Origin of the sequence: Paraprevotella clara YIT 11840, from assembly GCF_000233955.1 — a bacterium.
GTDB classification, from domain to species: Bacteria; Bacteroidota; Bacteroidia; order Bacteroidales; family Bacteroidaceae; genus Paraprevotella; species Paraprevotella clara.
This window is the reverse complement of record NZ_JH376601.1, coordinates 1-26,699: the sequence shown is the minus strand read 5'-3', so window position 1 is coordinate 26,699 and position 26,699 is coordinate 1. Positions and strand designations below refer to the sequence as shown.

The following is a 26,699-nucleotide window of genomic DNA, read 5'->3' as shown; positions in this document are numbered from 1 at the left end:
GGGGTTGACATGGATTTGACAGCAGGATGGAATGGTACGTAAGCACGCAGAGGGTCGGTGATTTCCTCTATAATCTCAGTTACCAAGAATTTATCTGGCGAAAACAACTACGCTCTCGCTGCGTGATCGAAGTATAGTAGATTACCTTTATTTCGGCACCAGGTGCTGAAACGAGACATCACTCGGAAGCTGTGGCTCCGAAGCATTCCGGAAAAGTGGTGCAGCTAAATCGGAGATAGTCGTCCGCGGCCTTGCACGGACGGTGAAATCTTAAAGGATAAGGCGTAAATGGGTGGCTCGGGTCTTGTTTGCGCACGAAAACCGAAGGCCGGGATAAGCGTGTAGAAAGCGTATGGTTTCCCTGTTTGGACGAGGGTTCGATTCCCTCCAGCTCCACAAATTTGAAAGCAGCCCGTCATGCAGTATGCGTGTCGGGCTGCTTCTGTATTAATCACTCGATATGAAAGAATTAGCTTTAAAGTACGGATGCAATCCGAATCAGAAACCCTCGCGTATTTACATGACCGAAGGCGAACTGCCGATTGAAGTGCTCAACGGCCGTCCGGGGTACATCAACTTCTTGGATGCCCTCAACGGTTGGCAACTGGTCAAGGAACTGAAAGAAGCCACCGGCATGCCTGCCGCCACATCTTTCAAACACGTGTCTCCCGCCGGGGCTGCCATCGGCCTCCCGTTGAGCGACACATTGAAAAAAATATACTTTGTGGACGACGTGCAGATTCCTCTCTCCCCCGTCGCCTGTGCATACGCCCGTGCACGCGGCGCCGACCGTATGTCGAGCTACGGCGACTTTATCGCACTGAGCGACACTTGCGATGCCGCCACCGCCACCCTCATCAAACGTGAAGTCAGCGACGGGGTGATTGCTCCGGATTACACGGAAGAGGCGCTCCAAATCCTGCGTGAAAAACGCAAAGGTACTTACAACGTCATCAAGATAGACCCTGACTATGTTCCCGAACCGATAGAACGCAAACAGGTGTTCGGCATCACATTCGAGCAAGGACGCAATGAAATCAAATTGAACGACCCGGCTTTGTTCGAAAACATCCCCACGGCCAGCAAGACGTTTACCGACGAGGCCAAACGCGACTTGATGATCGCCCTCATCACCCTGAAGTACACGCAAAGCAACTCCGTATGCTACGTGAAGGACGGACAGGCCATCGGCATCGGAGCCGGACAACAAAGCCGTATCCACTGTACGCGTCTGGCGGGCAACAAGGCCGACATCTGGTGGTTGCGCCAACATCCGAAGGTGATGAACCTGCCGTTTGTGGAGAAAATCCACCGTGCAGACCGAGACAATACCATCGACATTTATATCAGCGACGACTATATGGACGTGTTGGCTGACGGAGAATGGCAGAAATTCTTCTCTGAAAAGCCGGAACCGCTCACACGCGAGGAAAAACAAGCCTGGATTGCACAAAACACTGGAGTGGCCTTAGGGTCGGACGCATTCTTCCCCTTCGGCGACAACATCGAACGGGCACACAAAAGCGGCGTGCAGTTCGTGGCACAAGCTGGTGGCAGCGTGCGCGACGACCATGTAATCGAGACTTGCGACAAGTATGGCATCACGATGGCTTTCACCGGCGTCCGCCTGTTCCACCATTAATCCTACGGCACACTTATGGCGAACTTCGGAGGAGATGACATCGACAAGGTTATCACGGGAGGCATCGTGTTTTCAGGAGGCGCTAAAAAGACTTCCGGAAACTCGAACGCCAAAGTGAAAACCAAAGCCAAAAAGAAAGCTTATATCACGGGGGCGCACGGTTCCGGGTCGGCCAAAATGAAAGCTGAAATCCGCCGCCGCAGAGCCAACCGGCATAAAAAGTAATGTATTTTCTTATCAAGAAGAGAAGACCGCAGGCATCACCCTACGGTCTTTTTTCATCCATTAGAGAACGCTAAATCGTTTGGCGCAGAATGAAAAATCGTTCGCCTGAGATTGATTTTTCATTCTGCGCCAAACGATTTACGTCTTTCCGCAAGATGATTTTCAGCTTTTCAAAAGGAGGGAAAAAGATGCTTAATCCTTTCGTACAGAGATGGTTCCGTTCGATTTACGGGTAAAGGTGAGCTTGTCTTTCCTCAACGCATGCCGCCCGTGGTCGAAAATGTAATCACTATTGAACGGCACGCCGTTCACCCGGACTTCAAAATGACAATGCTCCGTCGTGGCCCGTCCGGTACGCCCCACGGTGGCTATCGCGTCGCCAGCCTTCACACGGTCTCCCACGCGGACCAAGTTCTTGGCATTGTGACTGTAACAAGTCTCCAGCCCGTTGGCATGGCGCACCACCACCATGTTCCCGTATGCGGAATACTTTCCGGAGAAGCGGACGACCCCGTCGAACACCGCCCGTATCTTGTCGTGCGGTTTCGTCTTCAGGTCCGTTCCCGTATGGTTCTTGCGTGCCCCGCCATAGGGACTGATCACCTTGGCACCGGGCAGCGGATAACTCCACTTCCCTATCCGGGACAAGTCTATCGTGAACGAAGAAGCCTCGTCGAACAACCCCGGTGTGGCCACACCCACATGTTGCCGTTCCATGGCCGAGAAAGGGCGGTCCAAGTCCACCTGTTCCGGCACCCGGAACCAGTCGAAACGGGGCGGACGTTCGACAATCTCTCCCCTCCGGCAGAAAGAAGCACGGACATAACCGGACTCGTCCAGACGAAACTGCATGGCATCGAACTTCAAACTACCATCGGGACGAGCCAGCGTGGACGGGCTCATCGGCACGCCGTTCACCATCAGGGCGAAATAAGTATAGACCACGCCATGGTCCGCACCGGCCAACGCTATAGCCTGTCCGGCAGAAACATAATCGCCGGACTCCACCAACGTCTTGGCGTGATGGGCATACACCGTTTCCATCCCGTTGGGATGGAGCACCACGACCGTCTTTCCTAAATCCGTCTTACGCACCAGGCGCACCACGCCCTGCATGGCCGCCCTTACCTCATGCTTCACCTCGGGCGACATGATGTACCACCCGACAGGCTCATGACGGAAATCGGGAGTGAACAACACCCCGTCCTCCACCGGAAAACTCCAACCGTCGCGTTCCATATCGGCCGAAGTCACGGTGAAATAACCGGTGCCGTCAAACAATCCGGCAGTCGGGATATGAAGCATGCGCCGTTCCACACGTGAGAAATCCACCCGCTCCTTGCGGCTGCTCGTAAAGGAATACAAAAGTGCCAGCAACAAGGCGAGACACAAAATAGAAATACGCTTCACCATATATCCATATTTTTAATCAGTCCGTCAGAAAAATACCGTTCAGAATGCGCCCCGAACGGATGCCCAAGCGGCGTGCGGAGAAGAAACGTTCGGAATGGAGGTAAGTGCACACTCCGGCCATACGAATCCGTGCAGAGGGCACACCGCAGCCCTCCAACAAGCCCCGGTCGGCTTGCCACAAATCAAGGTGCCATTTTTCCATCCTGCCACTCCCGTCTCCAGTGGCAGGATACCGCCTCGCTATCTTCTCCATCGGGAAACCGGCCGTGCGGAAAGCTTCATACACCTCGTCGCCCACCTCGAAGGCCTCCAAGGATATGCCGGGGCCGATGGCCGCCTCCACATCCTGCGGACGGGTACCGTATGCACCGGCCATCGCTTGCAGGACGGCCTCCGGTATGCGCAACACCGTGCTTCGCCAACCAGCGTGCACGGCGGCCACGGCATGATGCACCCGGTCATATATTAATATAGGTATGCAATCGGCGGTAGACACCGACACGCAAACTTTCGGCACGTCCGTCATCACGGCATCCACTCCTTCGAGCGTAGCCGCCTTGACGGCATCGGTCTGCATAAAAAAAGCCTCATCGATACGACGCACACGTGCGCCATGTACCTGATGAGGTATAATCAAACGGGATGTCTCCAAACCCAAAGACTCGCACAACAAATCACGATTGAGCCGCACCATGCGTTCGTCGTCCCCGCAATAGGCATTGGCATTGAAAGAGGCGTACGCCCCTTCGCTATAACCTCCGCGCCGCTCCGTACTGAAAGCACAGACGCCCTGTCCCAAATCGTATGTCAGCAATTCCGGTCCACGCATTTTCCGGAACTATTTTTGAGGTTCGTCGTCCCAATCCTCTTCGTATTCGAAATCATCAAGGTCTTCTATCTCTTCCTCGTCCACGAACTGGATATCTTCATCCTCGCCCATGGCCTTCAGCTCATTCTGCAGGAAATTCAAGTCCTTGTTCTTATGCACAATCCTGCTTTGGTCCGTAATGGCCTGAAGCTTATTGCTTTCGCTGTTCAGCTCGCGCCACAACACGTCTTTCAACTCGGCTATGCCCATTCCCGTGACCGAAGAGATAAACACATGAGGCACGTCGGGCAGGTTCTCGGAAAGCATCTGGATGAGTTCTTCGTCCAGCAAATCGCTCTTCGTAATGGCCAACACCCGCTGCTTGTCGAGCATTTCGGGGTTGAACGTGGCCAGTTCGTTCAACAGTATCTCATATTCTTTCCGGATGTCCTCCGTGTCGCCGGGCACCATGAACAACAGCAAGGAGTTGCGCTCGATATGGCGCAGGAAACGCAGCCCCAACCCTTTTCCCTCGCTGGCTCCCTCGATGATGCCGGGAATATCGGCCATTACGAACGACTGGTTGTCGCGGTAGGACACGATGCCCAAGCTGGGTTCGAGTGTCGTAAAGGGATAATTGGCGATCTTGGGACGGGCGGACGACACGGCGCTCAGCAAAGTGGATTTCCCGGCGTTGGGAAACCCTACCAGGCCGACATCGGCCAACAGCTTCAATTCCATGATGACCATCATCTCCTGCATCGGCTCCCCGGGTTGGGCATACCGCGGCGCCTGGTTGGTGGCCGTACGGAAATTCCAGTTGCCCAGACCGCCCCGGCCTCCTTTCAGCAGCAATACGACCTGCCCGTCCTCCGTCACGTCGCAAAGGTATTCTCCCGTCTCGGCATTATAGACCACCGTTCCGCACGGCACGTCTATATACTTGTCCTCACCGTCCTTGCCCGACGACCGGGCTTTGGAGCCGTTCCCGCCATGGCCGGCAAAGACATGCCGGTCATAACGCAAATGGAGCAACGTCCAATAGTTGCGGTTGCCGCGAAGGTAAACATTACCCCCACGGCCGCCGTTTCCGCCGTCCGGTCCGCCATTGGGCACGTATTTGGCCCGGCGCATGTGCGCCGAACCGCGTCCCCCCTTACCCGAACGGCAGTATATCTTCACATAGTCTACAAAATTGGATTCTGCCATATAAATTATTTGTTTGCAGCGTCTATCGCTTCAAAGATTTCCGCCAGCATCTGTTCTTTCGAACCTTTCCAGTTGAAAGTGTGGCGCAAACCTTCTTTCTCGAACCACTCGGCCAAAGGAGCCGTCTGGTTGCGGTACACGTCAAAACGCTTCTTGATGGTTTCTTCATTGTCGTCAGCGCGTCCCTGCTCGATGGCACGGTTCAGCAAACGGGCCATCAGCGTCTCTTCGTCCACCACCAACTCTATCATCATGCCCATGTCGTCCTTGCGGTCGGCCAGCATCTTCTTCAAAGCCTCGGCCTGCGCGATGGTACGGGGGAAACCGTCGAATATCACCCCTTGGCCTTTCGTCTGTGCGTCGTATGTCTTGGCCAGGATGTCGATCATCAGTTCGTCCGGAATGAGCTGCCCGTTGTCGATATATCCCTTGGCAATCTTGCCCAGCTCCGTACCGTTCTTGATTTCTCCGCGCAACACGTCACCGGTAGAAATGTGTCCCATGCCGTATTTTGCCACAATCTCGTCACTGTAAGTGCCCTTACCTGATCCCGGAGCACCGAAAATAATAATATTCTTCATCGTTGTTATTTTGTATTGGTTGAAACAATCTTTCTCCTCTTTTTCCGACAATAGAAACTGCCGGCCTATTCCACGACGGTGTAAATGTCACGGGTGTTCCTCCCGTAACCGTCATAATCCAGCCCATACCCCAAAATGAAATCGTTGGGTATGGAGAAACACTTGTACGGAATGTCCAAATCCACCTTCAAATTACCGGGCTTGAGCAACAATGTGCAGATGGAAATGGAACGGGGATTGTACTTCGCCAACATTTCCGTCACGTATTTCATCGTCAGTCCGGAATCCACTATATCCTCCACAACCACGACATCCCGTCCGGAAATATCGACATTCAGTCCTATCATCTCACAGACAGAACCGGTTGAAGACGTCCCCACGTACGAAGCCAACTTGACAAACGAAATCTGTGCAGAAAGCTCGATTTCCCTCATCAAATCAGCCGCAAAGATAAAAGACCCGTTCAATATGGCCAAAAAAACAGGTTCCGAACCGGCCAAATCACGGTTGATTTCTCCAGCCACCCGCTTCACCTGTTTCAATATTTCAGCCTCAGGTATCGACACGGCAAATTTTTTATCCTTTATCTGAAGTGTTTCCATATCTTTTTGCTAATTTTGCGTACAAAGATAGTGAAAGGTGAGCGCAGAGGCAAACGAAAAACAAAGTTTTTCAAGTTTGGACGTGCCGAACCGCCTCCTATTTTATCCAAAAACAGTACCAAACCCAAAAAATACGAAAGAAAACGAAGTTTTATTTGTCATGAAGATACTCACCTCGACCCAGTTTAAAGAATTAGATAAATACACCATCGAACACGAACCCGTCTCATCCACCGATTTGATGGAACGTGCCGCAAAAGCGATTGCATCCGAACTGAAAAGCCGTTGGACCACCGCCACTCGCTTCATCGTGTTTGCCGGTCCGGGCAACAACGGAGGCGATGCCTTGGCGGTATCCCGCCTGCTCTGCAACGCCGGGTACACGGTGCAGACGTATCTGTTCAACATCACGGGACGTCTCAGCGACGATTGCCTGAACAACAAGAAACGGTTGGAAAACCTGGCCGGACTGCTGTTCACCGAAGTATCTTCCCAGTTTTCTTTCCCTGAAGCGGACGAAAAAGATGTCATCGTAGACGGACTGTTCGGTACCGGACTGAATAAGCCTTTGGACGGGGGCTATGCCGGACTCGTGAAAAGAATCAACGCCAGTCCGGCCAAAGTGGTGAGCATCGACATCCCGTCCGGCCTGATGAGCGAAGACAACACATACAATAATCCGTCGGCCATCGTCCGTGCGGACCTGACCCTGACCATCCAGCTTCCTAAACTGGCCTTCTTTTTCGGCGAGAACCAGAAATATCTCGGTGAAGTAAAACCCATGGACATCGGGCTTTCCGCCGAGGGACTGGCGGCTATCGACTGTAGTATTACGGTGATAGAGCCTGGAGAGGTGAAAAAGATACTCAAACCGCGTAACCCTTTCGCCCACAAAGGCAGCATGGGGCATGCCCTGCTCGTAAGCGGACAGTACGGCATGGGAGGCGCAACCATCCTCGCGGCAAAGGCTTGCCTGAGAAGCGGAGTGGGCAAACTGACCGTCCATACGCCGGACATGAACAACAACATCTTGCAATGCAGTGTACCCGAAGCCATACTCAGCCATGATTTGTCCGACATCCGGGTGTCGAAAGCCATAAGTACCTACGACTACAACGCTCTGGCCATGGGTCCCGGACTGGGCACACACGAAGAAACGGCAGAGGCTCTGCGTACATTCATCCGCAATCATCCGGGCGAAATGGTACTCGATGCGGATGCGCTCAATATCCTGGGCAACCATCCGGAATGGATTCCGGAAATCCCGCAAGACACGATTCTCACTCCGCATCCCAAGGAACTGGAAAATCTCGTGGGAACATGTACCGACAGTTACGACCGTATGGCAAAAGCCCGTGAGCTGTCCATCAAAATGCAATTATATGTCATCGTGAAAGGACACAACAGCATGATTTGTACACCGACGGGACGCGTCATCATCAACCCCACGGGCAATGCAGGCATGGCCACAGCCGGAAGCGGCGACGTGCTGACCGGCATCCTTACGGCTTTACTGGCACGGGGATATACGGCCAATGAAGCTTGCCAGTTGGGCACCTATCTGCACGGCCTGGCCGGTGACATCGCACGCGAAAGGTTAGGCGAAGAAAGCATGATAGCCAGCGACATCATCGACGCGCTCCCCGAAGCCTTCAAGAAGTTAAAAGAATAAATACTGATAAAAATAAAGTTTATGAAAGCAAGAACCCTGTTATGCGGACTGGCACTTTGCACACTCGGTGCCGTCGCACAAACCGAAGTAAGCCCGTACGTACCCGGCGCCACGGTGGAGGGCGTAACCTATTACTTGCCCCGTACAGCCCTTCGCTTGGTCGTCGTGGCCGAAAAGCAAGTCTATACCCCCGGAGAATTCAGCAAATATGCCGACCGCTATCTCCGTTTGTCCCAAATAAACCAGGAACCTTACACGAAGTGGAGTATAAAAAGTATAGATATGGTACCCTACGGAGTACCCGATCCTCAAAAAGTTTACAGCATACAGCTTAAAAAGAGAACCGTAGCTCCGTTGGTAGGTCTCACTTCCGAAGGCATCCTCCTGTCCATCAATACCGACGGGGAAGAGGAACCGTTACCGGCCGTTCCGAAAGGAAATGATGCTCCTAAAAGACTCAATCCCAGAGATTACATGAATCAGGAAATCCTTTCTGCCGGAAGCAATGCCAAAATAGCCGAACTGACGGCCGAAGAAATCTATGATATCCGAGACAGCCGCACGGCATTGATTAAGGGCGAAGCGGACAACATGCCGAAGGATGGCGCTCAACTCAAACTTATGCTCGACCAATTGACGATGCAGGAAACAGCCCTTACACAACTGTTCAAGGGCACAGTGGACACCAGTACGGAGGTTTTCACCATAGAACTCACGCCTGCGGAGTTTACAGACCGGATGGTGCTGTTCCGTTTCTCGGAAAAACTGGGCGTAGTGGACAATGACGATTTATCCGGCGAGCCGGTTTACCTCTCTTTGAAAAACATGAATACCCTCCCCCTGCCCGTCGTGGACGAAAAGGCTGCCAAAAAGAAAGGTAAAATGGAGGAAGGAGTATATTATAATGTACCTGAACGAGTGGCGGTCAGCGTATTCAATGCTTCCAGAGAGTTCTGCAAAGGGGAGTTCCCCATGGGGCAATTCGGCCATGTGGAAATCCTGAGTAATGTGCTCTTCGACAAGAAAACCACCACCCAAGTCACTTTCTACCCCAGCAACGGAGCCATCAAACAACTGACGGACAACGGCGAGGAAAACTGAAAACCTACTAAACATGCAATAAGCAAAAAAAGGGCTGCCCGAAAGCAGCCCTTTAACTTTTATATGTCGTACGACCGGATTACAACTTGTTGTCAGAACCCAAAACGTTGACAATCTTGTGCTCGTACAATTTCTTCATGTTGTCGCGAGCCGGACCCAAATATTTACGCGGGTCGAACTCTGCCGGCTTCTCAGCAAATACCTTGCGAACAGCAGCCGTCATAGCCAGACGAGAGTCTGAGTCGATATTGATTTTGCAAACTGCACTCTTGGCAGCCTTACGCAATTCGTCTTCGGGGATACCGATAGCTGCTTCCAACTTGCCACCGTATTTGTTGATGGTGTCTACTTCTTCCTGAGGAACAGATGAAGAACCGTGCAGTACAATGGGGAAGCCCGGAAGCTCCTTCATTACGCCGTCCAATACATCGAATGCCAAAGGAGGAGGAACCAAACGGCCTGTAGCGGGATCAACGTGGCACTGTTCGGGTTTGAACTTATATGCACCGTGAGAAGTACCGATAGAAATAGCCAAAGAATCGCAACCGGTTTTGGTTACGAAGTCAACTACTTCTTCAGGACGGGTGTAGGTGTGATGTTCAGCCACAACGTCGTCTTCTACTCCGGCCAATACGCCCAACTCACCTTCTACGGTTACGTCGAATTGATGAGCGTATTCTACGACTTTCTTCGTCAAAGCCACGTTCTCGTCATACGGAAGGTGAGAACCGTCGATCATCACTGAAGAGAAACCTGAGTCGATACAGCTCTTGCAAGTCTCGAAAGTATCTCCGTGGTCGAGGTGCAACACGATTTGAGGATTGGCACAACCCAATTCCTTTGCATATTCAACAGCACCCTGAGCCATATAGCGCAACAACGTAGCGTTGGCATACTGACGGGCACCCTTAGAAACCTGAAGGATCACCGGAGACTTGGTCTCTACGGCTGCTTGAATGATAGCCTGCATCTGCTCCATGTTGTTGAAGTTGAAAGCAGGAATGGCATAACCGCCATTAATGGCTTTTTTGAACATCTCTCTGGTGTTCACCAAGCCTAAGTCTTTGTAATTAACCATATCTTTATAATTTATAAAAAGAACAATTCGTTTCACTCTTTTTTGGTAGGACAAAGATAGGCATTTTTCTTCAAATCCAATCTCCCGCCCATATCTTTTAAACAAAAAAAATCCCCCGAAGCGTATTTTACCGTTTCGGGGGAGTGCTTGTAGCGTCATTTCATCTCTTTTACCAAATATACCACAACCGGAAGGTGGTCGCTATAACCGTTCAGCCACACTCCGCCGGCATGCGTACGCTTGGTATTGCCTTTGTATCGCCCTTCGGTTTGAAACAGATAATTGCGCGAGAATATCTCATTCTTAAAGAACTTCAAGGTCGAATAATCCTTCTTACCATCCAAATCCAATAAATTGGGAGTCATTACAATCTGGTCGAACAAGTTCCACTTGCCGTCATACATCAACGTGCCCCGTCCGTCTTTAGCCAGCACGTTCCACCAAGGATTATACAAATCGGACTTGCCCACATCTTTCATTTCGCGCTTGGCTCCCAAAGCTTTCGCCATACTCGGACTGAAAGGATCGTCGTTCATATCCCCCATCACGATGATTTTCATTTCCGGATTTGCCTTGCTGATACTGTCTTTCAACATACGGACTTGTTTCCCTGCACGCTCCCTATAGTATGAAACCGCTGCACGGCTGGGCCAATGGCATACGATAAAGGTCACATCATCGCCCGCCAGTTTACCTTGTACGGTCAGGAAGCCACGCGTATGATAAGCACTGTCTTTCGCCTCATATACATAAGGTTGCAGAAACGACTTTTCCGGTGTAAAGAAACGGGGATTGTATATCAGCGCACAATCTACGCCACGCTTGTCCGGCCCTTCTATATGAACGAACTTCATTCCACGTGCTTTCAAAGGCGGCTGTTCCACCAAATCTTGCATCACACGGCTGTTCTCAACCTCAGACACCCCGATGACAGACGCACCGATATTGGGCAACTTGTCTGTCCCCATCTCCGACAATACAGTGGCCATGTTCTTCAATTTCGCGAAATACTTCATTCCGTTCCATTTCATAGCCCCATCGGGCAGATACTCAAAATCGTTTTTCCCCTCGTCATGAATGGTATCGAAAAGATTTTCCTGATTATAAAACCCAACCGCATACATGCCGAATTTCTTCTCTTGGGCACGTGCCACCGTAAACAGCAGTACGAACAAGCCCATAACCATAAACATTCGTTTCATAAGATGTTTTTTTAACGTTTTGTTAATTCTCTATTACAAATATGGCTTTTTTCGGCTATCGAGCCAAAAAAAAATGGCAAAAAGTTAGTCCGGGATGACTTTAATTTGAAAATAATGTGTTTCTTTGTAACAACAATATAATAAATCTACGAGATATGGGGAAAAAGACAACTTTGATTCTATCGGCATTCTTTGTGTCAGCCTTGCTCCACGCACAACAGACAGACACTCTGGCCGTGCTCCAACAACGGGCACAGAATGAGAATGCGGACTTTTCGTTCACAGAATCGCAACTCAATGAAGATGACGACGCGGGCCAGACCGTTTCGGCCATCACAGGAGTCGGCAACGACCTGTATTTGTCTGAAGTGGGCTATCTATTCAGTCCCATGCGCTTCCGCCTGAGGGCCTATCAAAACTCCAACAACGACATGTTCATCAACGGTATCCAGTTCAACGATGCCGAGCGAGGCGTATTCAGTTACAGTTCCATCGGAGGACTGAACGACGCAACCCGTAACCGTGAAGGCTCCCCGTTTTTCCTGATGAACCAATTCGGTTATACGTCGGTGGGAGGAGCGGATAATATTAATGTACGGGCCGGACAATACGCCACAGGCCACAAATTATCGTTGTCCGGTACCAATCGAAACTATCGTGCACGAGGCATGTACACCTACTCTTCGGGACTGATGAGCAACGGATGGGCCTTCACCGGTTCCATCGGTTACCGTTGGGCCAATGAAGGATTCGTAGAAGGTACGTTCTACAATTCGTTCAGCTATTTGTTAGGGTTCGAGAAACGGTTCAACGACCGACACAGCTTGAGCTTCACGACCTGGGGTTCCCCCACCGAACGTGCCCAGCAGGGTTCTTCCACAGAAGAAGCGTACTGGTTGGCCAACGACCATTACTACAACCCGAACTGGGGTTACCAAAACGGCGAAAAGCGTAATGCACGTGTGGTAAATTCTTTCGAACCGACAGCGATTGTCACTTGGGATTTCGACATCAACGAACGAACCAAGCTGTCTACATCGTTCTCCGGAAAATACAGCATGTATGCCAGCAGCGCTTTAGGATGGAGTGGAAATGCCGCCGACCCGCGTCCGGATTACTACAAAAAGTTACCGAGCGGACAAATCAGCGGCAACGTATTCAACCAACCGTTGAGCGACGAGGATGTGGAGACTTGGCAAAACGCATATAATTACTGGACCAGCGCAAAGTCCCACCGCCAACTCGATTGGGATGCCATGTACTTTGCCAACGCCCAACAAAACACGTTAGGGGGCGAAGCCTTGTACTACGTAGAGAATCGTCATAACGACCAAATGGCCTTCAACTTCGGTTCCACCCTGAAACGCGACATGGACGAGTACGGTTATATCACAGCCGGCGTAAACGCCAGCACCACCAAAGGCATGCACTACAAAACCATGAAAGATTTGCTGGGTGCCAACAAATATACGGACGTAGACAAATTCTCCGTTCGTGACTACGGCTACAACTCCAGCATGATTCAAAACGATCTGGACAATCCCAACCGCCTGATCGGTGAAGACGACAAGTTTGGCTACAATTATAATATATTCGTCAATAAAGCCAACGTTTGGGCCAACTACCAATTCGATAAAAGCTTCTACAGTTTGTTCTTTGCCGGACGTTTGGGCGGAACGACCATGGAACGTGAAGGTTTGATGCGCAACGGTCGTGCGGCCAACAACTCAAAAGGCAAGAGCGGCACAGCCAAATTTTTGGAAAGCGGAGCCAAGGCCGGAGCGACTTTCCGTATCGGAGGCAAACACGTGTTCAACGTCGGGCTTGGATATGAAGAAAACGCACCGTTGCCTTACAATGCCTTCATCGCTCCCCGTCTGAAGAACGACTTCGCCACGAATCTGACCAACGAAGAAGTAATGACTGCCGAAGCCAGCTATGCGTTCAACGGCCCCATCTTCGCTTTCAAGGTCAGCGGCTACTACACGCGTTTCAACAATGTGACCGAACTCGACCAGTTCTACAACGACCAGGAGTCGCGCTATACTTATCTGTCGATGACTGGGGTAGAGAAAGAATATATGGGAGTAGAACTGGCCGCCAGCGTAAAACTCACGTCAAACCTGACCCTGAAAGCGTTGGGCACATTCAACAACGCCGAATATGTGAACAACCCGAACGCCAATCTGACTTACGAAAACGAAAGCGAGACTACGCAAGATGTCGTGTACATCGACGGAATGAAAGAAAGCGGAACTCCGCTCTCTGCCTACAGTCTCGGACTGGACTACAATGTGAAAGGCTGGTTCTTCAGTATCAACGGTAACTACTACCACCGCGGATTCATCGACTTCTCTACTTACCGCAGATTAGGTAAGGTTTTGGGTGTGTCAGCCGGCGAGAACGGGACCGTAGGTGAAGACGGCAACAAAGTAAGCGTAAACATCCCCGGACAGGAAGAGTTCGACGGCGGTTTCATGCTCGACCTCTCCATCGGAAAATACATCCGCCTGCAAAAAGGCCGCGCCCTGAGCATCAACCTGACGCTGAACAACGTGACCAACAATACGGACATGAAAACCGGAGGATACGAACAGAACCGCGACGATGCCTACGATGACGGTCGCGAGCGTCCTTACCAGTTCTCACGCCACTCTAAATATTACTACGCACAAGGACTCAACGGGTTCCTCAACATAGGATTCCGCTTCTAACCTTTTAAAATGAACTTGAATATGAAAAATATTAAATTATTGCTCGTCTCCATGTTGGCGGCCGTCTTCTCCGGCTGTATGGACCACCATGACGACCCGACTAATTATACATACGGCAATCCCGCTGTAGGAGAAGCCAATACGACTATCGCTGACTTAAAGACAAAGTATGCCGGCATAGTCAGCAGCAACAAAGCGGAAGAAGTACAAGAGAACCTGGTCATCTCCGGTGTGGTGGTAGGCGATGACGAATCCGGTAACATCTACAAGAACCTGTACGTCAACGACGGAAGCGGTACTTTAGTTGTGGGCATAAACGCCACCGGACTGTATGCTTTCTTACCTGTAGGCCAGAAAATAGCCATCAACTGTAAAGGACTTTATGTAGGCGGTTACGGTTCCATGGCCCAGTTAGGCACCTTGTACCAAGGCAAGATAGGCCGCATGCCGGAATATACATGGAAGGAACATGTCAAAGTTATCGGCCAGCCAGAACTTTCTTATCCCGAACTGACTCCTATGGAAATCGACGAAGCCTGGCTGTCTTCGGCCAATAAAGCTGACGCGGCATTCTTTGTCAAGATCAACGATGCGGAATTTGTAGAAGCCGACGGACTGACGCAATATGCTCCGGAAGCAGAAGGCGACGGAGGAAACGGTGTAAACCGTACCCTTAAGGTAGGAAATACCAACATTCCTTTCCGCACCAGCACTTACGCCAACTTCTCTACGGAGTACATGAAGATGGGAAAAGTGGACGTCACGGGGTTACTCACCCAATATAACGGCGAATGGCAACTCACCGTACGCACTTCAAGAGACATTCAATAAAATGCATTCACCAACAAAAACGAAATAATATGAAAACGAAAAGTTTTATCAGCCTATTATGCCTGACATTAGGCATGTTCCTGTTCCAGGCATGTAATGACGTTCCCTCCCCTTACGACATACCGGGCAAGGGAGATGCCAACAGCATATACGGAACCGGAACCAAAGATTCCCCCTATACCGTCAAAGGTGCTTCGCTGAACCAAAACGGCGGATATGCTTGGGTAAAAGCCTATATCGTGGGCTACATTCCCGTTTCAACCGGAGACGGCGGCCCGAGTTACACCATATCAGACGTAGTATTCGGTGCTGACGGAGCTGGTGCTCCCAACATTGTCATTGCCAGTTCGCCCGACAGCAAGAATATCAATGACTGCATGGCCGTACAGCTTCCGAGCGGTGATGTGCGTAACGCACTCAATCTGCAAGCCCATCCGGAAAACCTGGGCAAAGAAATCATGCTCTACGGTACCATGGAGAAATACTTCGGTGGGTCGGGCGTGAAAAGCGTGACAGCCGCCATCCTCGACGGACAAGAGATAGGCGACATGCCGGAGGAATCTGGCGAAGCCATCTTCAGCGCAGACTTTTCACAATCTCTCGGAGAGTTTGCTTCCGTTTCGACATCCGGAAGCCTTGAATGGTACAATGATTATTCCAGTGCCATGATTACAGGATATAAGGACTTTAATGGAGATGGTGAGAAAGAAAACCAAGCTGGAGTAACTTTCCTTGTCGGTCCGGAAATAGACCTGTCACAAATCGAAGAAGCGTATGTCGCTACTAATATGGCCATCAACTATGAACGTGGTGACCTCAATGCAAACAATTCAATTCTTATCAGCAAGAATTACTCAGGCGATGCAAACAGTGCAACGTGGACACAATTAACGTATGATACTGAAGGACTCAATTCCGACTTTACATTCAAGAATAAGAAAACAGCTATTCCTGCCGAGTTTATGGGAGGAAAAGTCTATATAGCTTTGAGACATACCTGTAGCGACACCCAATCCTCAACGTGGGAGGTAAAGAAAATAGAGGTCATCAAAGGAAAGATTGAGGATACACCGGAAGAACCAAACCCGGAAGGCGAATATCTCAATCAGGATTTCACAAGTTCATTGGGTGGTTTTACGTCAACTTCAGTTTCCGGAACCCTCGAATGGTACAATGACTTCCAAAGTGCCATGATTACCGGTTACCAAGACTTTAACGGGGATGGACAAAAAGAAAACCAAGCCGGAGAGACTTATTTCGTGAGTCCGGCTTTCACGATTGGCAGCACATCGGCTGTACATATGGCTATCAATATGGCCATCAACTATGAACGCGGAGATCTTAATGCCAATAATTCCATACTCATAAGCAAGGACTATACAGGCAATGTAAACAGCGCAACGTGGACACAGTTAACTTATGATACCGATGGGCTTAACGCAGATTTCACTTTCAAGAACAAGGAAATCAATATTCCGTCTGAATTTATAGGCAGTAACGTTGTCGTAGCCCTTCGTCATACTTGTACAGACACTCAATCCTCCACTTGGGAGGTGAAAAGTATCAAGGTGTTATCCGGCAACGCGGAAGAACCGGGTACAGACCCAGAACCTACTCCGGGTGGAGAAGGAGATGCCTTGATTGCCATAGACGGAGCGACCGTGAGCCTGACAGCTCCTGAGGCCACCGCGTCGGACAACGTAACGACCACCGACCTCAACTCTTTCGGATGGGAAAATGCAGGTGACCCCTTGGGAGCTACTGATTCAGAAGGAACTGAAATCATCTTTGCACAAGAGGAAGGCAACAATCCTCCTAAATTCTATACGGCCACAGGAGGCGTACGCATGTATGCACTCAATTCGATGACGTTAAAAGCTTCCAAGCCCATCGCCAAAGTTGTACTTAACTGCGATTCCTACCAAGGTACTAATTATGTCGGCAACACACAACTTTATGCCACAATAGACGGTAACAATTGGAAAATAGTAAATGACCATACGTCAAGTAGTGGTGGAGTCCAATTGCGTATCAAAACGATAGAAATCACTTACGCCGAATAAAATAAGGAAAAAGCAGAGAATAATACAAACCACCCCGCAACAAAATAAAGTTGTTGCAGGGGTGGTTTCTTTGTTTCCGACAATTCATGTAAACGAATTGCGGAAAACATATTCTTCTTCTCCTTATTTTCTTGCAAAAACCTTGCAAAGAAAAAAAGAAATCCCTTATATTTGTAAATAGAAAAAGAAATTATAAATATCAATGAAAATAAACTCTATCCTTTTCCTTAGTGCAATATTTTTGCTCATCGCCTGCAATGACGACACTCCCGACGGAACATCGGGCGACAACTCGAACCAGAACGCCAATCCTACGGTTATACGAAACGCCAGAAATCTGGAGATGCCGAGGCTGGACGACCAAACGGGCGACATTTATTCCCATTACGTAACTTACAGAGGAGAGCAAGTATTGAACTACACCTTAGACTGGCACAAAGAAAAGAAACACTCGCGATGGGTTGCTTTCGTCTTTACCAACACGACGTCCGGAACAAGCTGGAATCGCAATAATTGGAAAGGTACAGAATGGAACGGCAAAGTCTGGGAGGGCGATCCCTTCCAACCCGATCCGGATATTCCCGCCGGAGAACGAAATGAATTGAGTGATTTCAGCCGGAGCGGTTACCAGCGCGGTCACCTCTGTGCGTCGGCCGACCGCCTCTTCTCCATGGATGCCAACGGACAAACGTTCTACCTCTCCAACATGAGTCCGCAAATGGGCAGTTTCAACTCCCCCAACTGGTCGGACCTCGAAACGCAAGTACGCAATTGGGGACGCAACAACAATTTCCGCGACACACTTTTTGTCGTAAAAGGCGGAACGATACGTGACGACCAAATCATAGAATACATCGGTGGAAAAGACCCCAGTTCCCCCACGAAAGTCGCCGTACCGAAGTACTACTTCATGGCTTTGCTCTGCAAAAAGTACGACGGCGGACAAAACACTTACAAAGCCATCGGTTTTTGGGTGGAACACAAACGATACGGCACGACTCCATCACTCCGCACGTGGGCCGTCAGCATCGACGAACTGGAAGAGAAGACAGGTATCGATTTCTTCTGCAATCTGCCCGACCGGATAGAAATACCGGTAGAGCAGACTTATAATATAGAAAGTTGGAGCGGATTATAGCCGAAAATATTCCGCAGAAAGTTTGGCGGTTCTGAATAAAAGGCTTAACTTTGCACCTCGTAAATCAGACCATTACACATATAGTTACCAGCTATAAGTTGAACTGACAAAAATTTATAAGACAATGAAGAAAGATATTCATCCTGAGAATTATCGTCCCGTAGTGTTCAAGGACATGAGCAACGGTGACATGTTCCTTTCACGTTCTACTTGCAAAACGAGCGAGACCATAGAATTTGAAGGCGAAACCTATCCGGTAGTGAAAATTGAAATTTCCAGCAGTTCACATCCCTTCTATACGGGTAAGAACAAATTGGTGGACACGGCAGGTCGCGTAGACAAGTTCATGAGCCGCTACGCAAAGAGCCGCAAATAAATCGGGATTCCATATTTTATCGGAAAGATAAAAAAACGGTGTGGTGACAACAGTTTCCACACCGTTTTTCTTTTCCTTCCCCGTACAAGGGGATCACGGAAAAGTCCATATTTTTCCACACCTCCGGAGGCTTTCGGATGCGCTTGCGGAGCATCTGATTTCAATCTCCGCCAAACGAAAAACGAATCTCAGCAGATTGATTTTTCAATCTGCTGAGATTCGTTTTTCGTTCTCCTTAGATTTTTTGAGAATACTCAACAAGCTAAAAGACAATCACTTGCCGTCGACCAAGACAAAACGTTTACCCTGCCATTCATATACGACAGGACGTAAAACCTTTTTCATACGCTCTGCCTCCTCCTTGTCCACTTCGCCGGGCTGCAAAACAAAAGTCAGCCGCATATCGTCCGGTTGCAGGGAAGCCGTCACAAAGCGCATGTCCTGCAAATGCTGCAGGCGTGACACTTCCTCTTTATCTACCGAATCATTCGTTTCCCAAAAATCGGCATACGCGGGAAAGGGTATCCACTTCTCTTCCGGCAACACGTTCCAATCCGGCGCGTAAAGGGCGACCTTCGTCTCGGTTACCGGCCCGGAATAAGTACGCGCCACGCAAATATAGTTCAGCGTATCTTCGGCCGGCAAAAGCTTCATCTCCACCCGGCAATTCGGCGTCAGTTGCAAGTCGAGATAGTCCGCCGTCAACGCTTTCAACACGCTAAAACCGTCGAAACGGTTGCGCACTTTAGCCTCCATGTCGTTTTCTATGAAGTCGATACAATCCAGACGGTTGTTTTTCGTCATGATGCCCAACACGCTGTCGGGCATGGCGGCAAACACGTCGCGCATCTTCTGTGCCTGAAGAGCCTGGCCCAATGCCAACGTTATGATAAGAGGTAAAAAACGTTTCATATATCCATTTTATTTTACGGGCACAAACTTAGTCATTTTTATCGACATTACGCGCCTCGCACCTTATTAATAACATCTCTTCACGTTAACGGGAACCCAAATAGAGGAACACCATTCCGAGCAGGACCAACACCAGGTCCACCGCCTTGCTCTGCAAGTTCTTCTCGCGGAAAACCATGGCTCCGAACAGGAACGAAACGACCACACTGCCGCGGCGCACCATGGAGACAATGGAAATCATGGCACCGTCCAAGCTGAGTGCATAAAAGTAGACGAAGTCTGCCGCTGACAGGAAGAGCGAAATCGGAAGGATGCACCAATCCCACCGGAAAGGCGTGGTCTGCTTCCTGCGCGGCCACCACAACAGAAGCATCATGACGCCCATCATCGCCAACTGGTAGAGGTTATAATAACTCTGCACCACCATGCGGTCCAGCCCCACTCCCCCATTCTCCGGCGAAGCCATCAGATATTTGTCGTACAAGCCGCTCACGGCTCCGAGTACACTGGCCAAGACGATGAAATAAATCCACTTGTCGTGCCGGAAGTCGATGCCTTCTTTTTTACCGCTCCGGCTCAACATGAAGAACGACAGCACAGCCAAGGCCACACCCACCCACTGATAAAGGTTCAACCGCTCGCCGAAGACCAACAGTGCACCGACGAGCACCATGACGGGGCGTGTGGCATTGATGGGACCCACTATCGTCAACGGCAAATGCTTCATGCCGAAATAACCGAATATCCATGAGGAAAGCACGATGCAGGACTTCAACAGGATGTACTTCTGCGCTCCCCAATCGGTCGGGGGGATATAAAACAGGCTGCCGGTGTCCGTCATTCCCCAAGCCGAACCAAGGATGAACGGCAGGAAGATAAGGCTGCAAAACAATGTATTGAGAAACAAGACGGGAATCACCGCATTGCCTCTCAATGACTTTTTCTTGAACACATCGTAAAAACCCAATAGGGCGGCGGAAGTAAACGCCAGAATCAACCACATATCTCTTTTTCTTTTCCGTTTCTATTCTTTACCATGAAACATTTGTCCGGATAGGCCACATCCACTAAGAACAGGGCGTTCCCCGGCATGGACTCTCCAGCCCGGCAACGGTCTTTTCCTTCTATCACCGCCCGGAAGCCTTCCGGCGTAAGCTTGCCCCGCCCCACCTCGACGAGCGTACCGACGATGGCACGCACCATGTTGCGCAAAAAACGGTCCGCCTGGATTTCAAAACGCCATTCGCCGGGCGCAAGCTCCGTCCAGCGAGCTTGCATGATACGGCAGTTGTTGGTCTTCGTGTCGGTATTCACTTTGCTGAAACTGGTGAAGTCGGTATAATCGAACAATGCGGCAGCGGCTTCGTTCATCTTTTCAAAATCGAGCATCCGGTACAGACGGCAGGAATAAGCCCGCAAGAACGGGGACTTGCCGAAATGCAGGTAATAATGGTAGGTGCGCGACAAGGCATCGAAACGGGCATGTGCATCGGCTGCCACAGGCACCGTCTTGTAAATGGAGATATCCGGCGGCAGCAGGCGGTTGAGCTTGTCCGTCAGCCACCTTCCGTCAATCCGGCGCACAGGGTCGTCGGCATACTCGAAATCGAAATGGGCCACCATCATCCGAGCGTGTACTCCGGTATCCGTCCGTCCCGCCCCCGTGATGGATACGGGCTGCCGCAAGAGGGTGGCCAAGGCTTTCTGCAACACCTCTTGCACACTGATGCCGTTGGGCTGAATCTGCCAACCGTGGTAATTCGTGCCGTCATAGGCCAAATATAAAAAATATCTTTGCATCCGTCTGATTTGTAAACGGATGCAAAGATAATGCTTTTATTTAGATTCTTACCGATTTTTCCTTACTACCTACATCGTAACACCATAGGCTTTTACACTATAAGTCCAAATAAAAGAAGTGGGAATCATCGTAAGGATAATCATACTCAACCGGAAGTTCTTCTTTTTCTATTCTCCTGAAACCGGCCTTCTCGTAAAACAAATGCGCCCTATCCGTATTTTTGGGTGTATCGAGAATTATCCTTGAAAAACCATGTAGTTTCGCAAACTCCAAAAACACACCGTACAACTGCTGTCCGAGGTTATGCGGTTTCCCCCTATACGGTTCGTACACAAAGAATTTTTTCAATATACATAAGCCGTTTCCCTTATTCATCAAACCGATAGTCCCGGCGACCTTTCCGTTTTCCTTTGCCACCCAAAAATTACCTCCGTCATAGATATATTCTTCTTCGATATGAAGTAAATCCGACTGGTCTTCGACACCCACCAACGGACGGGTACCGTCATTCTGGCAATGTAGCACAAGAGCTATGACGCTTTCTTTATCGCACGTTGAATATGTTCCTATTTCTATCATCTTTATTGTTTAAAGGCATACCTATATACTTCAGATTTGCTTGTATTGCGGGAACAAGTCACAAAACCCTCGCTTGTTAAATTGATAGTACATTTCGATACGTTCCGGCGTATCGTTTTCAAGCAATAGAAGAAGTTCTTTGGCAAATTCAAGCGTTGCAGAACCGTTGGCTGTTACAATCCTGTTATCACTGACTGCCGGCGTATGGACGTAACCTTCGAAATGGGTATAATGGTCTCCTCCCCAAAGCTTAAGTTGTTCCAAACCATTCCCAGTGTGCCGGACATGATTAAGGAAACCACATTTAGCCATGAACGATGCGGCATTACATATCGCACCTACCACCTTGCCTGCCTCAATGGCCTTACTGACAATCGGTGCGACTTTCTCTGCAACCGGTGCAGTCCATCCGAAACCGCCAATCAGCACCAACGCCGCATAGTCTTCAGGCATCGTGTCAAACGAATAATCCGGTATGACTCGGAACCCGCCTATCGACTTCACCGGCTCTAAAGTCGGAGCCACAACTTTATTAACATATTTCGGGTTCTCTTTCAAGGCAAACTCGTCTGAAGCAATGGCTTCTGAGAGATATACCATCTCATGTGCCGCATAATCGGGCAAAAGGACATATAGGACTTCCTTATTCATATAGTCGTATTTTCGTTCAACAGTATTTTTGCAAAAGTACGAAAAATGCAGTTTATGCAGAGCGACAGTAGGCTCTTTTTACTCCTTTTCAGTGAAATAAAAACAGTGGCAGTTTATTTTTCCTCTTTCTCATGAGCCTTACACCCAAAAGAACAATACGTAACGAAACGCCATTTTAGCAGACTCGTTACGTATTGCTCCAATGTACCATGCCGGTATGCGTTTATTTCACAATATAATAATCCGGCCTCAAACCCTTCAGCGCATCTTTACGCTTAGCCTTACGTACCCAAATGCCGCCCAGGGTATACACATCCACCCACTCATCGGGATTCTCCACCCGGATTTGCCGCACACCGTCGCCCGTACCGTAATCGCTCATCTGTATATCGTCCACGTTGATTCGCTTCGAAGAGGTTCCCGTCACGCTGAACTTCAACCGCACAAGACCGTCTACGTCTAATTTATAACCGTAACGTTTCCATTCTCCTTTGTTGAAAGCCAGATTATTTGCCACAGGCAGCCACGTCATTCCTCCATCCAAGGAATATTCCACAGTGAGCTTCACGCCCGTATCCTTCTCACCATACAGCCCGGCATAGAACCACAAAGAGTCGCAACCCTCCGTCTTGTTTTCCATCATCTCCAGTTCTGTCGTGACACCGGATTTGGCCTGCATACGCACGCTCCAATCACCGTTTTTCCTGTCGTCCGCCAAGTTGCCTATCAAGGTCTGCGCCATCCGCCACTGCGCGGCCACACACGTCACCTGGCCTTCCTTATAACTGTTTTTAAAACCGGTCTCAAAGGTCTCGAAAAACGCCTTTTTCTTATCCACTTCTCCCAAAAGGCTCACGATGATGTCTTCCGCCCCAGGAGTGGACAGCACCATTTCGCCTTCTGTCATCCCTTCCTCAGGCATTGCCCCCATGCGCACCATGAGACGTTGTTCCGTACCTTCCACAGATGCCTTGGTACTCCATTCCTTACCGTCTGCACTCACTTCAAACGGAGCCTCTACCGTGGCTGTGGTCACATACTGGTCTACGCCTAAAGCCGTAACCGTCACTGTCTGCGGGGAAGAAACCCGTCCGGGCACAGACGTGAAATGCAATTCAGAAGCATCGGCCGTAAACACAGGCGTGACCTCCGGCATGCGGACTTCCACCTCGTTGGAAACCATCGCCTCTCCGCCCTCTCCGTCCGGAAGGCTTACCGTATAATAATAAGTCGTAGCGGGAAGCAGGCCTTCCACTGTGGCGGAAACGCCAGCCAACGTTTTGGGATAGCCTTCAAGCATCTGCTGACGGCCGCCCTCATCCTTTGTATAGACAGCCAACGTGTAATCCGATCCCTCTCCCATGTCCATCCACGAAGCAGTAAATCGTTGGGCATTCACCGTACAAACCACATCACGGGCCGGATAGGCAGGAATACCGTCCACATACTCTACTCTCAGGGGATTCCGGTGCTCGAAACCGTCGCCTTTCAACAGGAGTACAGCCTCGTGCACCCCGGCTTCGGCAGTACGGCAACGTACCGTCAAGGTCACTCCCCGAACGATTTCGTCTTCCGTCAGTTGCGTCTTGTCCGCCTCAAAACCGGACTGTCCGAAATCTAAAGCCAGTCCTCCGGGTAAGTTACGCCCCCGAATGGTCAAACGGCCCTCCAATCCCTTGGACAAGGCTTGCAGACCGAAGTCCACCGTCTCCCCTTCTCCGGGCACAAACAACTCGGGGCTCGTGGATGTGCGGTCGATATAAAAAGCATAATCCGTACTGTCTCCCCAAATATAAGAAGCCAACTGCGGATAATCCACAAAGGGATTACGATTTCCCTGAATACCGGACACGGCTTCGTTACGCTCACGTTCTACGTCGTCCACAGGGTCGGCTTCGCTCCACGCTAACAATAGGTTGCTCACCCAAGGCCGCAAAGTCGGATAACGGTTTTTCTCCACCATCAACAAACCTTCTGTCGTCTGCCACAAATCAGCGTAATCCTCATAACAAGTAGCCATATAGAAGTAAGTACGTGCAAAATCTCCTTTCCATTCATCCGCCGGTTCCCACACAGTAATCAACGAATCCGCACAATAAGATGCGGATTTCCCGACGCGAGTCATCCCATTGTCGAAAGCGGGCGTTTCCGTGACCACTCCAATCGGGTTGTTGCTTTTCCTCCCGTTGGCCGTCCCGTCACTGGGAAACAGGTTAAACAAATCACAGTAGGCATTGTTCACAGTATGCCCCCACCAACTGTTGGCAAAAGAATGCTCGATGTTCATGCCCTCCACAGCATTCAATCCGTTGAACTCACGAACGACATTACTGTAACGGTCGCGCACCGTTCCGTCCGGCATACGGTCGGTCACGACAAAGCCCGACCAGGTATAGCCTTCGCCCTTACCACCATAGTCCAATACTTTCTCCGGCTGTATCAACTCATGAAGCGCGGTTTTCAACTCCGACTTCTTCAGCCCTTCCACCGGCCTGTAATAATCCTCCTGTCCGTAAGCCATCAGCCCACAGAACGCAAGGCACCAAAATTCAAGTAATAACTTCCTCATACTTATGATATTTGCTCAAAAGCAAATATACAATAAAAAACAAAGAACAAGCATTATCCGGCATAAAAAATCATATAAAATCCTGTACCCGTTACAGTTCTTCGCTAAAGAAAGCCAAGGATTGTGATTATTCTGCAATACAAAGAAGGAATAAAAAACGCCCCAACCTAAACTCTATACAGAAAGTTTAGATTGGGGCATTTTCACGTTTGTTTATTATAAGGCTTATTCAGCCATGGGCTCCGTAGCTTCGGGAGCCTGGTCTATAAGTTCCATGAACTGGTCCAACTTCGGCGTAATGATGATTTGCGTCCGGCGGTTACGCATCTTACCTTCCGGAGTGTCATTGGAAGCCACAGGATTATACTCACCCCGTCCGGCTGCCGTCAAACGCTTGGGATCCACCCCGTATGTATTTTGCAAAGCCTGAACCACAGAAGAAGCACGCAATGTACTCAAGTCCCAATTATTACGGATATTAGGCCGCGAAATAGGATCGGTATCCGTATTGCCCTCGATCAGCACTTCATACTCCTTGTAATCCATGATGATTTTGGCAATCTTGCTCAACGTCTCACCGGCACGCTCACTGATTTCATAACTGCCCGACTTGTACAGCATATTGTCTGCCAAGGAAATATAGACTACGCCTTTCAACACCTGAATATCCACGTCTTTCATTTCCTCACGACTCAGCGAACGCGTCAAGTTGTTGGTCAACACCATATTCAAGGAGTCAGACTTATCCTTTGCCTCCACCAACTGTTTGATGAACTTATTGGAAGCATTGATTTCGTCTACCAACTTCGAGATATTCACGTTACCTTGCGAATTTTGTTGGATACTCTTATCCAATGAGCCTTGCAAAGCTGCGTACGAAGCTTTCAACTCTTCATTCGCCTTCTGGGCTTCGGCCAAACGCTCTTCCAAACTCTTGGATTTCGTACCGCAAGCCACCAGTTTCATTTTCGTATCCTGGTACGACTTGTCCAATTTGTTATAGTCCGTCTGTAACTGCGCATACTGTTTCTTAGTCACACAACTCGAAAATACCAAAGTTCCCGAGAGGAAAGAAAACATAAGAAATGAACGATTCATATTGATTTGATTTTTTAGTATTAATTGCCCATAAAGATATCATGTTGCAAGTTAGTCATTTTTCTAAATTCAGCGAAACATTATTATATAAGAATAAGAAAATATCATATTTATTTAAGAATAATGGTGGACCGCCCTCGCTTCAGCCCGCATACAAACAAATGTAAATTGGAACACTTCCCCTTCTCTGTAAGACACAATTTTACTTTATCTGCATAAAGCAACAACAGGGCTTCCGGATTGACGACCAAACACCGCAGAAGAATGGACTGCCTCCAGGACGGCCAAAGGGTACGGAAAAAGGAAAAGAAGAAAGGGACGGAAAGTCTCGGCAAAAAGTCTCAGAAGAAACTGCCTCAAAAGTTTTATGTCCGGCTTTCGGAACGCTTCAGCCCGTATACAAACGAAAATCCCCCGTGCTGACGGAATTGCTC

Annotated in this window: 23 protein-coding genes and 1 other RNA gene; 10 read left to right on the top strand and 14 right to left on the bottom strand. The window is 49.6% G+C overall.

Annotation, left to right across the window (positions count from 1 at the left end):
- From ssrA to HMPREF9441_RS09455, 3 genes are all read left to right on the top strand, one after another.
- Positions 1–399, top strand: a transfer-messenger RNA (tmRNA) gene (gene ssrA, locus HMPREF9441_RS17820).
- A 61-nt stretch (positions 400–460) separates the two neighbouring features.
- The gene (locus HMPREF9441_RS09460) at positions 461–1,642 is read left to right on the top strand and encodes a phosphoribosylaminoimidazolecarboxamide formyltransferase (RefSeq protein WP_008620545.1); all 1,182 of its coding nucleotides are present in this window, start codon (positions 461–463) and stop codon (positions 1,640–1,642) included.
- A gap of 15 nt (positions 1,643–1,657) precedes the next feature.
- Positions 1,658–1,867, top strand: coding sequence for a hypothetical protein (locus HMPREF9441_RS09455; protein ID WP_008620544.1), 210 nt, complete (start codon positions 1,658–1,660; stop codon positions 1,865–1,867).
- Positions 1,868–2,059: 192 nt separating this feature from the next.
- On the opposite strand, the gene HMPREF9441_RS09450 is transcribed toward HMPREF9441_RS09455, so the two are convergent.
- The 5 genes from HMPREF9441_RS09450 to hpt all read right to left on the bottom strand — a co-directional run bounded on the left by HMPREF9441_RS09450 (position 2,060) and on the right by hpt (position 6,480).
- Entirely contained in the window at positions 2,060–3,280 is a 1,221-nt protein-coding gene (locus HMPREF9441_RS09450; protein WP_008620539.1) for a M23 family metallopeptidase, read from the bottom strand.
- Between the two features lie 16 nt (positions 3,281–3,296).
- Entirely contained in the window at positions 3,297–4,109 is an 813-nt protein-coding gene (gene pgeF, locus HMPREF9441_RS09445; RefSeq protein ID WP_008620538.1) for a peptidoglycan editing factor PgeF, read from the bottom strand.
- A 9-nt stretch (positions 4,110–4,118) separates the two neighbouring features.
- Positions 4,119–5,297, bottom strand: coding sequence for a GTPase ObgE (obgE, locus tag HMPREF9441_RS09440; RefSeq protein ID WP_008620537.1), 1,179 nt, complete (start codon positions 5,295–5,297; stop codon positions 4,119–4,121).
- A gap of 5 nt (positions 5,298–5,302) precedes the next feature.
- Entirely contained in the window at positions 5,303–5,878 is a 576-nt protein-coding gene (locus tag HMPREF9441_RS09435; protein WP_039865135.1) for an adenylate kinase, read from the bottom strand.
- Between the two features lie 65 nt (positions 5,879–5,943).
- Positions 5,944–6,480, bottom strand: coding sequence for a hypoxanthine phosphoribosyltransferase (gene hpt, locus HMPREF9441_RS09430; RefSeq protein ID WP_008620535.1), 537 nt, complete (start codon positions 6,478–6,480; stop codon positions 5,944–5,946).
- A 160-nt stretch (positions 6,481–6,640) separates the two neighbouring features.
- On the opposite strand from hpt, the gene HMPREF9441_RS09425 reads away from it, so the two are divergent.
- Together HMPREF9441_RS09425 and HMPREF9441_RS09420 are read left to right on the top strand one after the other, a co-directional pair.
- Complete coding sequence (locus tag HMPREF9441_RS09425) at positions 6,641–8,152, top strand: bifunctional ADP-dependent NAD(P)H-hydrate dehydratase/NAD(P)H-hydrate epimerase (RefSeq protein ID WP_039865129.1); 1,512 nt, start codon at positions 6,641–6,643, stop codon at positions 8,150–8,152.
- Between the two features lie 21 nt (positions 8,153–8,173).
- The gene (locus HMPREF9441_RS09420; RefSeq protein ID WP_008620533.1) at positions 8,174–9,253 is read left to right on the top strand and encodes a DUF4831 family protein; all 1,080 of its coding nucleotides are present in this window, start codon (positions 8,174–8,176) and stop codon (positions 9,251–9,253) included.
- Between the two features lie 79 nt (positions 9,254–9,332).
- Here the strand turns inward: HMPREF9441_RS09420 and HMPREF9441_RS09415 are convergent, their stop codons facing one another.
- Positions 9,333–10,331, bottom strand: a complete 999-nt coding sequence (locus HMPREF9441_RS09415) for a class II fructose-bisphosphate aldolase (protein WP_039865126.1) — start codon at positions 10,329–10,331, stop codon at positions 9,333–9,335.
- Positions 10,332–10,486: 155 nt separating this feature from the next.
- Positions 10,487–11,533: an endonuclease/exonuclease/phosphatase family protein gene (locus HMPREF9441_RS09410; protein ID WP_008620526.1), complete on the bottom strand. Its 1,047-nt coding sequence runs from the start codon at positions 11,531–11,533 to the stop codon at positions 10,487–10,489.
- A 155-nt stretch (positions 11,534–11,688) separates the two neighbouring features.
- Here HMPREF9441_RS09410 and HMPREF9441_RS09405 point away from each other — a divergent pair, with 155 nt between their 5' ends.
- The 5 genes from HMPREF9441_RS09405 (at position 11,689) to HMPREF9441_RS09380 (ending at position 18,655) form a co-directional block, all read left to right on the top strand.
- On the top strand, positions 11,689–14,247 hold the full coding sequence (locus HMPREF9441_RS09405; protein WP_008620524.1) for a TonB-dependent receptor: 2,559 nt from the start codon (positions 11,689–11,691) through the stop codon (positions 14,245–14,247).
- Positions 14,248–14,268: 21 nt separating this feature from the next.
- The gene (locus HMPREF9441_RS09400) at positions 14,269–15,078 is read left to right on the top strand and encodes a DUF5689 domain-containing protein (protein ID WP_244949716.1); all 810 of its coding nucleotides are present in this window, start codon (positions 14,269–14,271) and stop codon (positions 15,076–15,078) included.
- A 29-nt stretch (positions 15,079–15,107) separates the two neighbouring features.
- Positions 15,108–17,141 (top strand): DUF6359 domain-containing protein, encoded by a 2,034-nt coding sequence (locus tag HMPREF9441_RS09395; RefSeq protein ID WP_008620522.1) that lies wholly within the window; start codon positions 15,108–15,110, stop codon positions 17,139–17,141.
- A 202-nt stretch (positions 17,142–17,343) separates the two neighbouring features.
- Complete coding sequence (locus tag HMPREF9441_RS09385) at positions 17,344–18,279, top strand: DNA/RNA non-specific endonuclease (protein WP_008620517.1); 936 nt, start codon at positions 17,344–17,346, stop codon at positions 18,277–18,279.
- Positions 18,280–18,403: 124 nt separating this feature from the next.
- Positions 18,404–18,655, top strand: coding sequence for a type B 50S ribosomal protein L31 (locus HMPREF9441_RS09380; protein ID WP_008620510.1), 252 nt, complete (start codon positions 18,404–18,406; stop codon positions 18,653–18,655).
- 273 nt (positions 18,656–18,928) lie between these two features.
- Here the strand turns inward: HMPREF9441_RS09380 and HMPREF9441_RS09375 are convergent, their stop codons facing one another.
- The 7 genes from HMPREF9441_RS09375 to HMPREF9441_RS09345 form a co-directional block, all read right to left on the bottom strand.
- A complete protein-coding gene (locus HMPREF9441_RS09375; protein WP_008620508.1) occupies positions 18,929–19,567 on the bottom strand; it encodes a DUF3256 family protein in 639 nt (212 codons plus the stop codon).
- Positions 19,568–19,652: 85 nt separating this feature from the next.
- Entirely contained in the window at positions 19,653–20,570 is a 918-nt protein-coding gene (locus HMPREF9441_RS09370) for a DMT family transporter (RefSeq protein ID WP_008620507.1), read from the bottom strand.
- A complete protein-coding gene (gene truA / locus HMPREF9441_RS09365) occupies positions 20,561–21,367 on the bottom strand; it encodes a tRNA pseudouridine(38-40) synthase TruA (RefSeq protein ID WP_008620506.1) in 807 nt (268 codons plus the stop codon). The genes HMPREF9441_RS09370 and truA overlap by 10 nt, the downstream gene beginning before the upstream one ends.
- A 97-nt stretch (positions 21,368–21,464) precedes the next feature.
- A complete protein-coding gene (locus HMPREF9441_RS09360) occupies positions 21,465–21,947 on the bottom strand; it encodes a GNAT family N-acetyltransferase (RefSeq protein ID WP_008620504.1) in 483 nt (160 codons plus the stop codon).
- A 30-nt stretch (positions 21,948–21,977) separates the two neighbouring features.
- Positions 21,978–22,598: a DJ-1/PfpI family protein gene (locus HMPREF9441_RS09355; RefSeq protein ID WP_008620502.1), complete on the bottom strand. Its 621-nt coding sequence runs from the start codon at positions 22,596–22,598 to the stop codon at positions 21,978–21,980.
- 223 nt (positions 22,599–22,821) lie between these two features.
- Positions 22,822–25,167, bottom strand: coding sequence for an endonuclease I family protein (locus HMPREF9441_RS09350; protein WP_008620501.1), 2,346 nt, complete (start codon positions 25,165–25,167; stop codon positions 22,822–22,824).
- A gap of 225 nt (positions 25,168–25,392) precedes the next feature.
- Positions 25,393–26,265 carry an OmpA/MotB family protein gene (locus HMPREF9441_RS09345; protein WP_039865123.1) on the bottom strand — a complete coding sequence of 291 codons (873 nt, stop codon included), beginning with the start codon at positions 26,263–26,265 and terminating at the stop codon, positions 25,393–25,395.
- Between the last annotated feature and the right edge of the window lie 434 nt (positions 26,266–26,699).

Excerpts from the sequence above, each read along its gene's own strand:
- HMPREF9441_RS09385 (WP_008620517.1), top strand. The coding sequence starts at position 17,344 with ATGAAAATAAACTCTATCCTTTTCCTTAGTGCAATATTTTTGCTCATC.
- HMPREF9441_RS09425 (WP_039865129.1), top strand. The coding sequence starts at position 6,641 with ATGAAGATACTCACCTCGACCCAGTTTAAAGAATTAGATAAATACACC.
- HMPREF9441_RS09395 (WP_008620522.1), top strand. The coding sequence starts at position 15,108 with ATGAAAACGAAAAGTTTTATCAGCCTATTATGCCTGACATTAGGCATG.
- HMPREF9441_RS09380 (WP_008620510.1), top strand. The coding sequence starts at position 18,404 with ATGAAGAAAGATATTCATCCTGAGAATTATCGTCCCGTAGTGTTCAAG.
- HMPREF9441_RS09410 (WP_008620526.1), bottom strand. The coding sequence starts at position 11,533 with ATGAAACGAATGTTTATGGTTATGGGCTTGTTCGTACTGCTGTTTACG.
- HMPREF9441_RS09460 (WP_008620545.1), top strand. The coding sequence starts at position 461 with ATGAAAGAATTAGCTTTAAAGTACGGATGCAATCCGAATCAGAAACCC.
- HMPREF9441_RS09360 (WP_008620504.1), bottom strand. The coding sequence starts at position 21,947 with ATGATAGAAATAGGAACATATTCAACGTGCGATAAAGAAAGCGTCATA.
- HMPREF9441_RS09415 (WP_039865126.1), bottom strand. The coding sequence starts at position 10,331 with ATGGTTAATTACAAAGACTTAGGCTTGGTGAACACCAGAGAGATGTTC.
- HMPREF9441_RS09455 (WP_008620544.1), top strand. The coding sequence starts at position 1,658 with ATGGCGAACTTCGGAGGAGATGACATCGACAAGGTTATCACGGGAGGC.
- HMPREF9441_RS09450 (WP_008620539.1), bottom strand. The coding sequence starts at position 3,280 with ATGGTGAAGCGTATTTCTATTTTGTGTCTCGCCTTGTTGCTGGCACTT.
- HMPREF9441_RS09345 (WP_039865123.1), bottom strand. The coding sequence starts at position 26,265 with ATGAATCGTTCATTTCTTATGTTTTCTTTCCTCTCGGGAACTTTGGTA.
- truA (WP_008620506.1), bottom strand. The coding sequence starts at position 21,367 with ATGCAAAGATATTTTTTATATTTGGCCTATGACGGCACGAATTACCAC.
- pgeF (WP_008620538.1), bottom strand. The coding sequence starts at position 4,109 with ATGCGTGGACCGGAATTGCTGACATACGATTTGGGACAGGGCGTCTGT.
- HMPREF9441_RS09435 (WP_039865135.1), bottom strand. The coding sequence starts at position 5,878 with ATGAAGAATATTATTATTTTCGGTGCTCCGGGATCAGGTAAGGGCACT.
- HMPREF9441_RS09420 (WP_008620533.1), top strand. The coding sequence starts at position 8,174 with ATGAAAGCAAGAACCCTGTTATGCGGACTGGCACTTTGCACACTCGGT.
- HMPREF9441_RS09375 (WP_008620508.1), bottom strand. The coding sequence starts at position 19,567 with ATGAAACGTTTTTTACCTCTTATCATAACGTTGGCATTGGGCCAGGCT.
- HMPREF9441_RS09355 (WP_008620502.1), bottom strand. The coding sequence starts at position 22,598 with ATGAATAAGGAAGTCCTATATGTCCTTTTGCCCGATTATGCGGCACAT.
- obgE (WP_008620537.1), bottom strand. The coding sequence starts at position 5,297 with ATGGCAGAATCCAATTTTGTAGACTATGTGAAGATATACTGCCGTTCG.
- hpt (WP_008620535.1), bottom strand. The coding sequence starts at position 6,480 with ATGGAAACACTTCAGATAAAGGATAAAAAATTTGCCGTGTCGATACCT.
- HMPREF9441_RS09405 (WP_008620524.1), top strand. The coding sequence starts at position 11,689 with ATGGGGAAAAAGACAACTTTGATTCTATCGGCATTCTTTGTGTCAGCC.
- HMPREF9441_RS09400 (WP_244949716.1), top strand. The coding sequence starts at position 14,269 with ATGAAAAATATTAAATTATTGCTCGTCTCCATGTTGGCGGCCGTCTTC.
- HMPREF9441_RS09350 (WP_008620501.1), bottom strand. The coding sequence starts at position 25,167 with ATGAGGAAGTTATTACTTGAATTTTGGTGCCTTGCGTTCTGTGGGCTG.
- HMPREF9441_RS09370 (WP_008620507.1), bottom strand. The coding sequence starts at position 20,570 with ATGTGGTTGATTCTGGCGTTTACTTCCGCCGCCCTATTGGGTTTTTAC.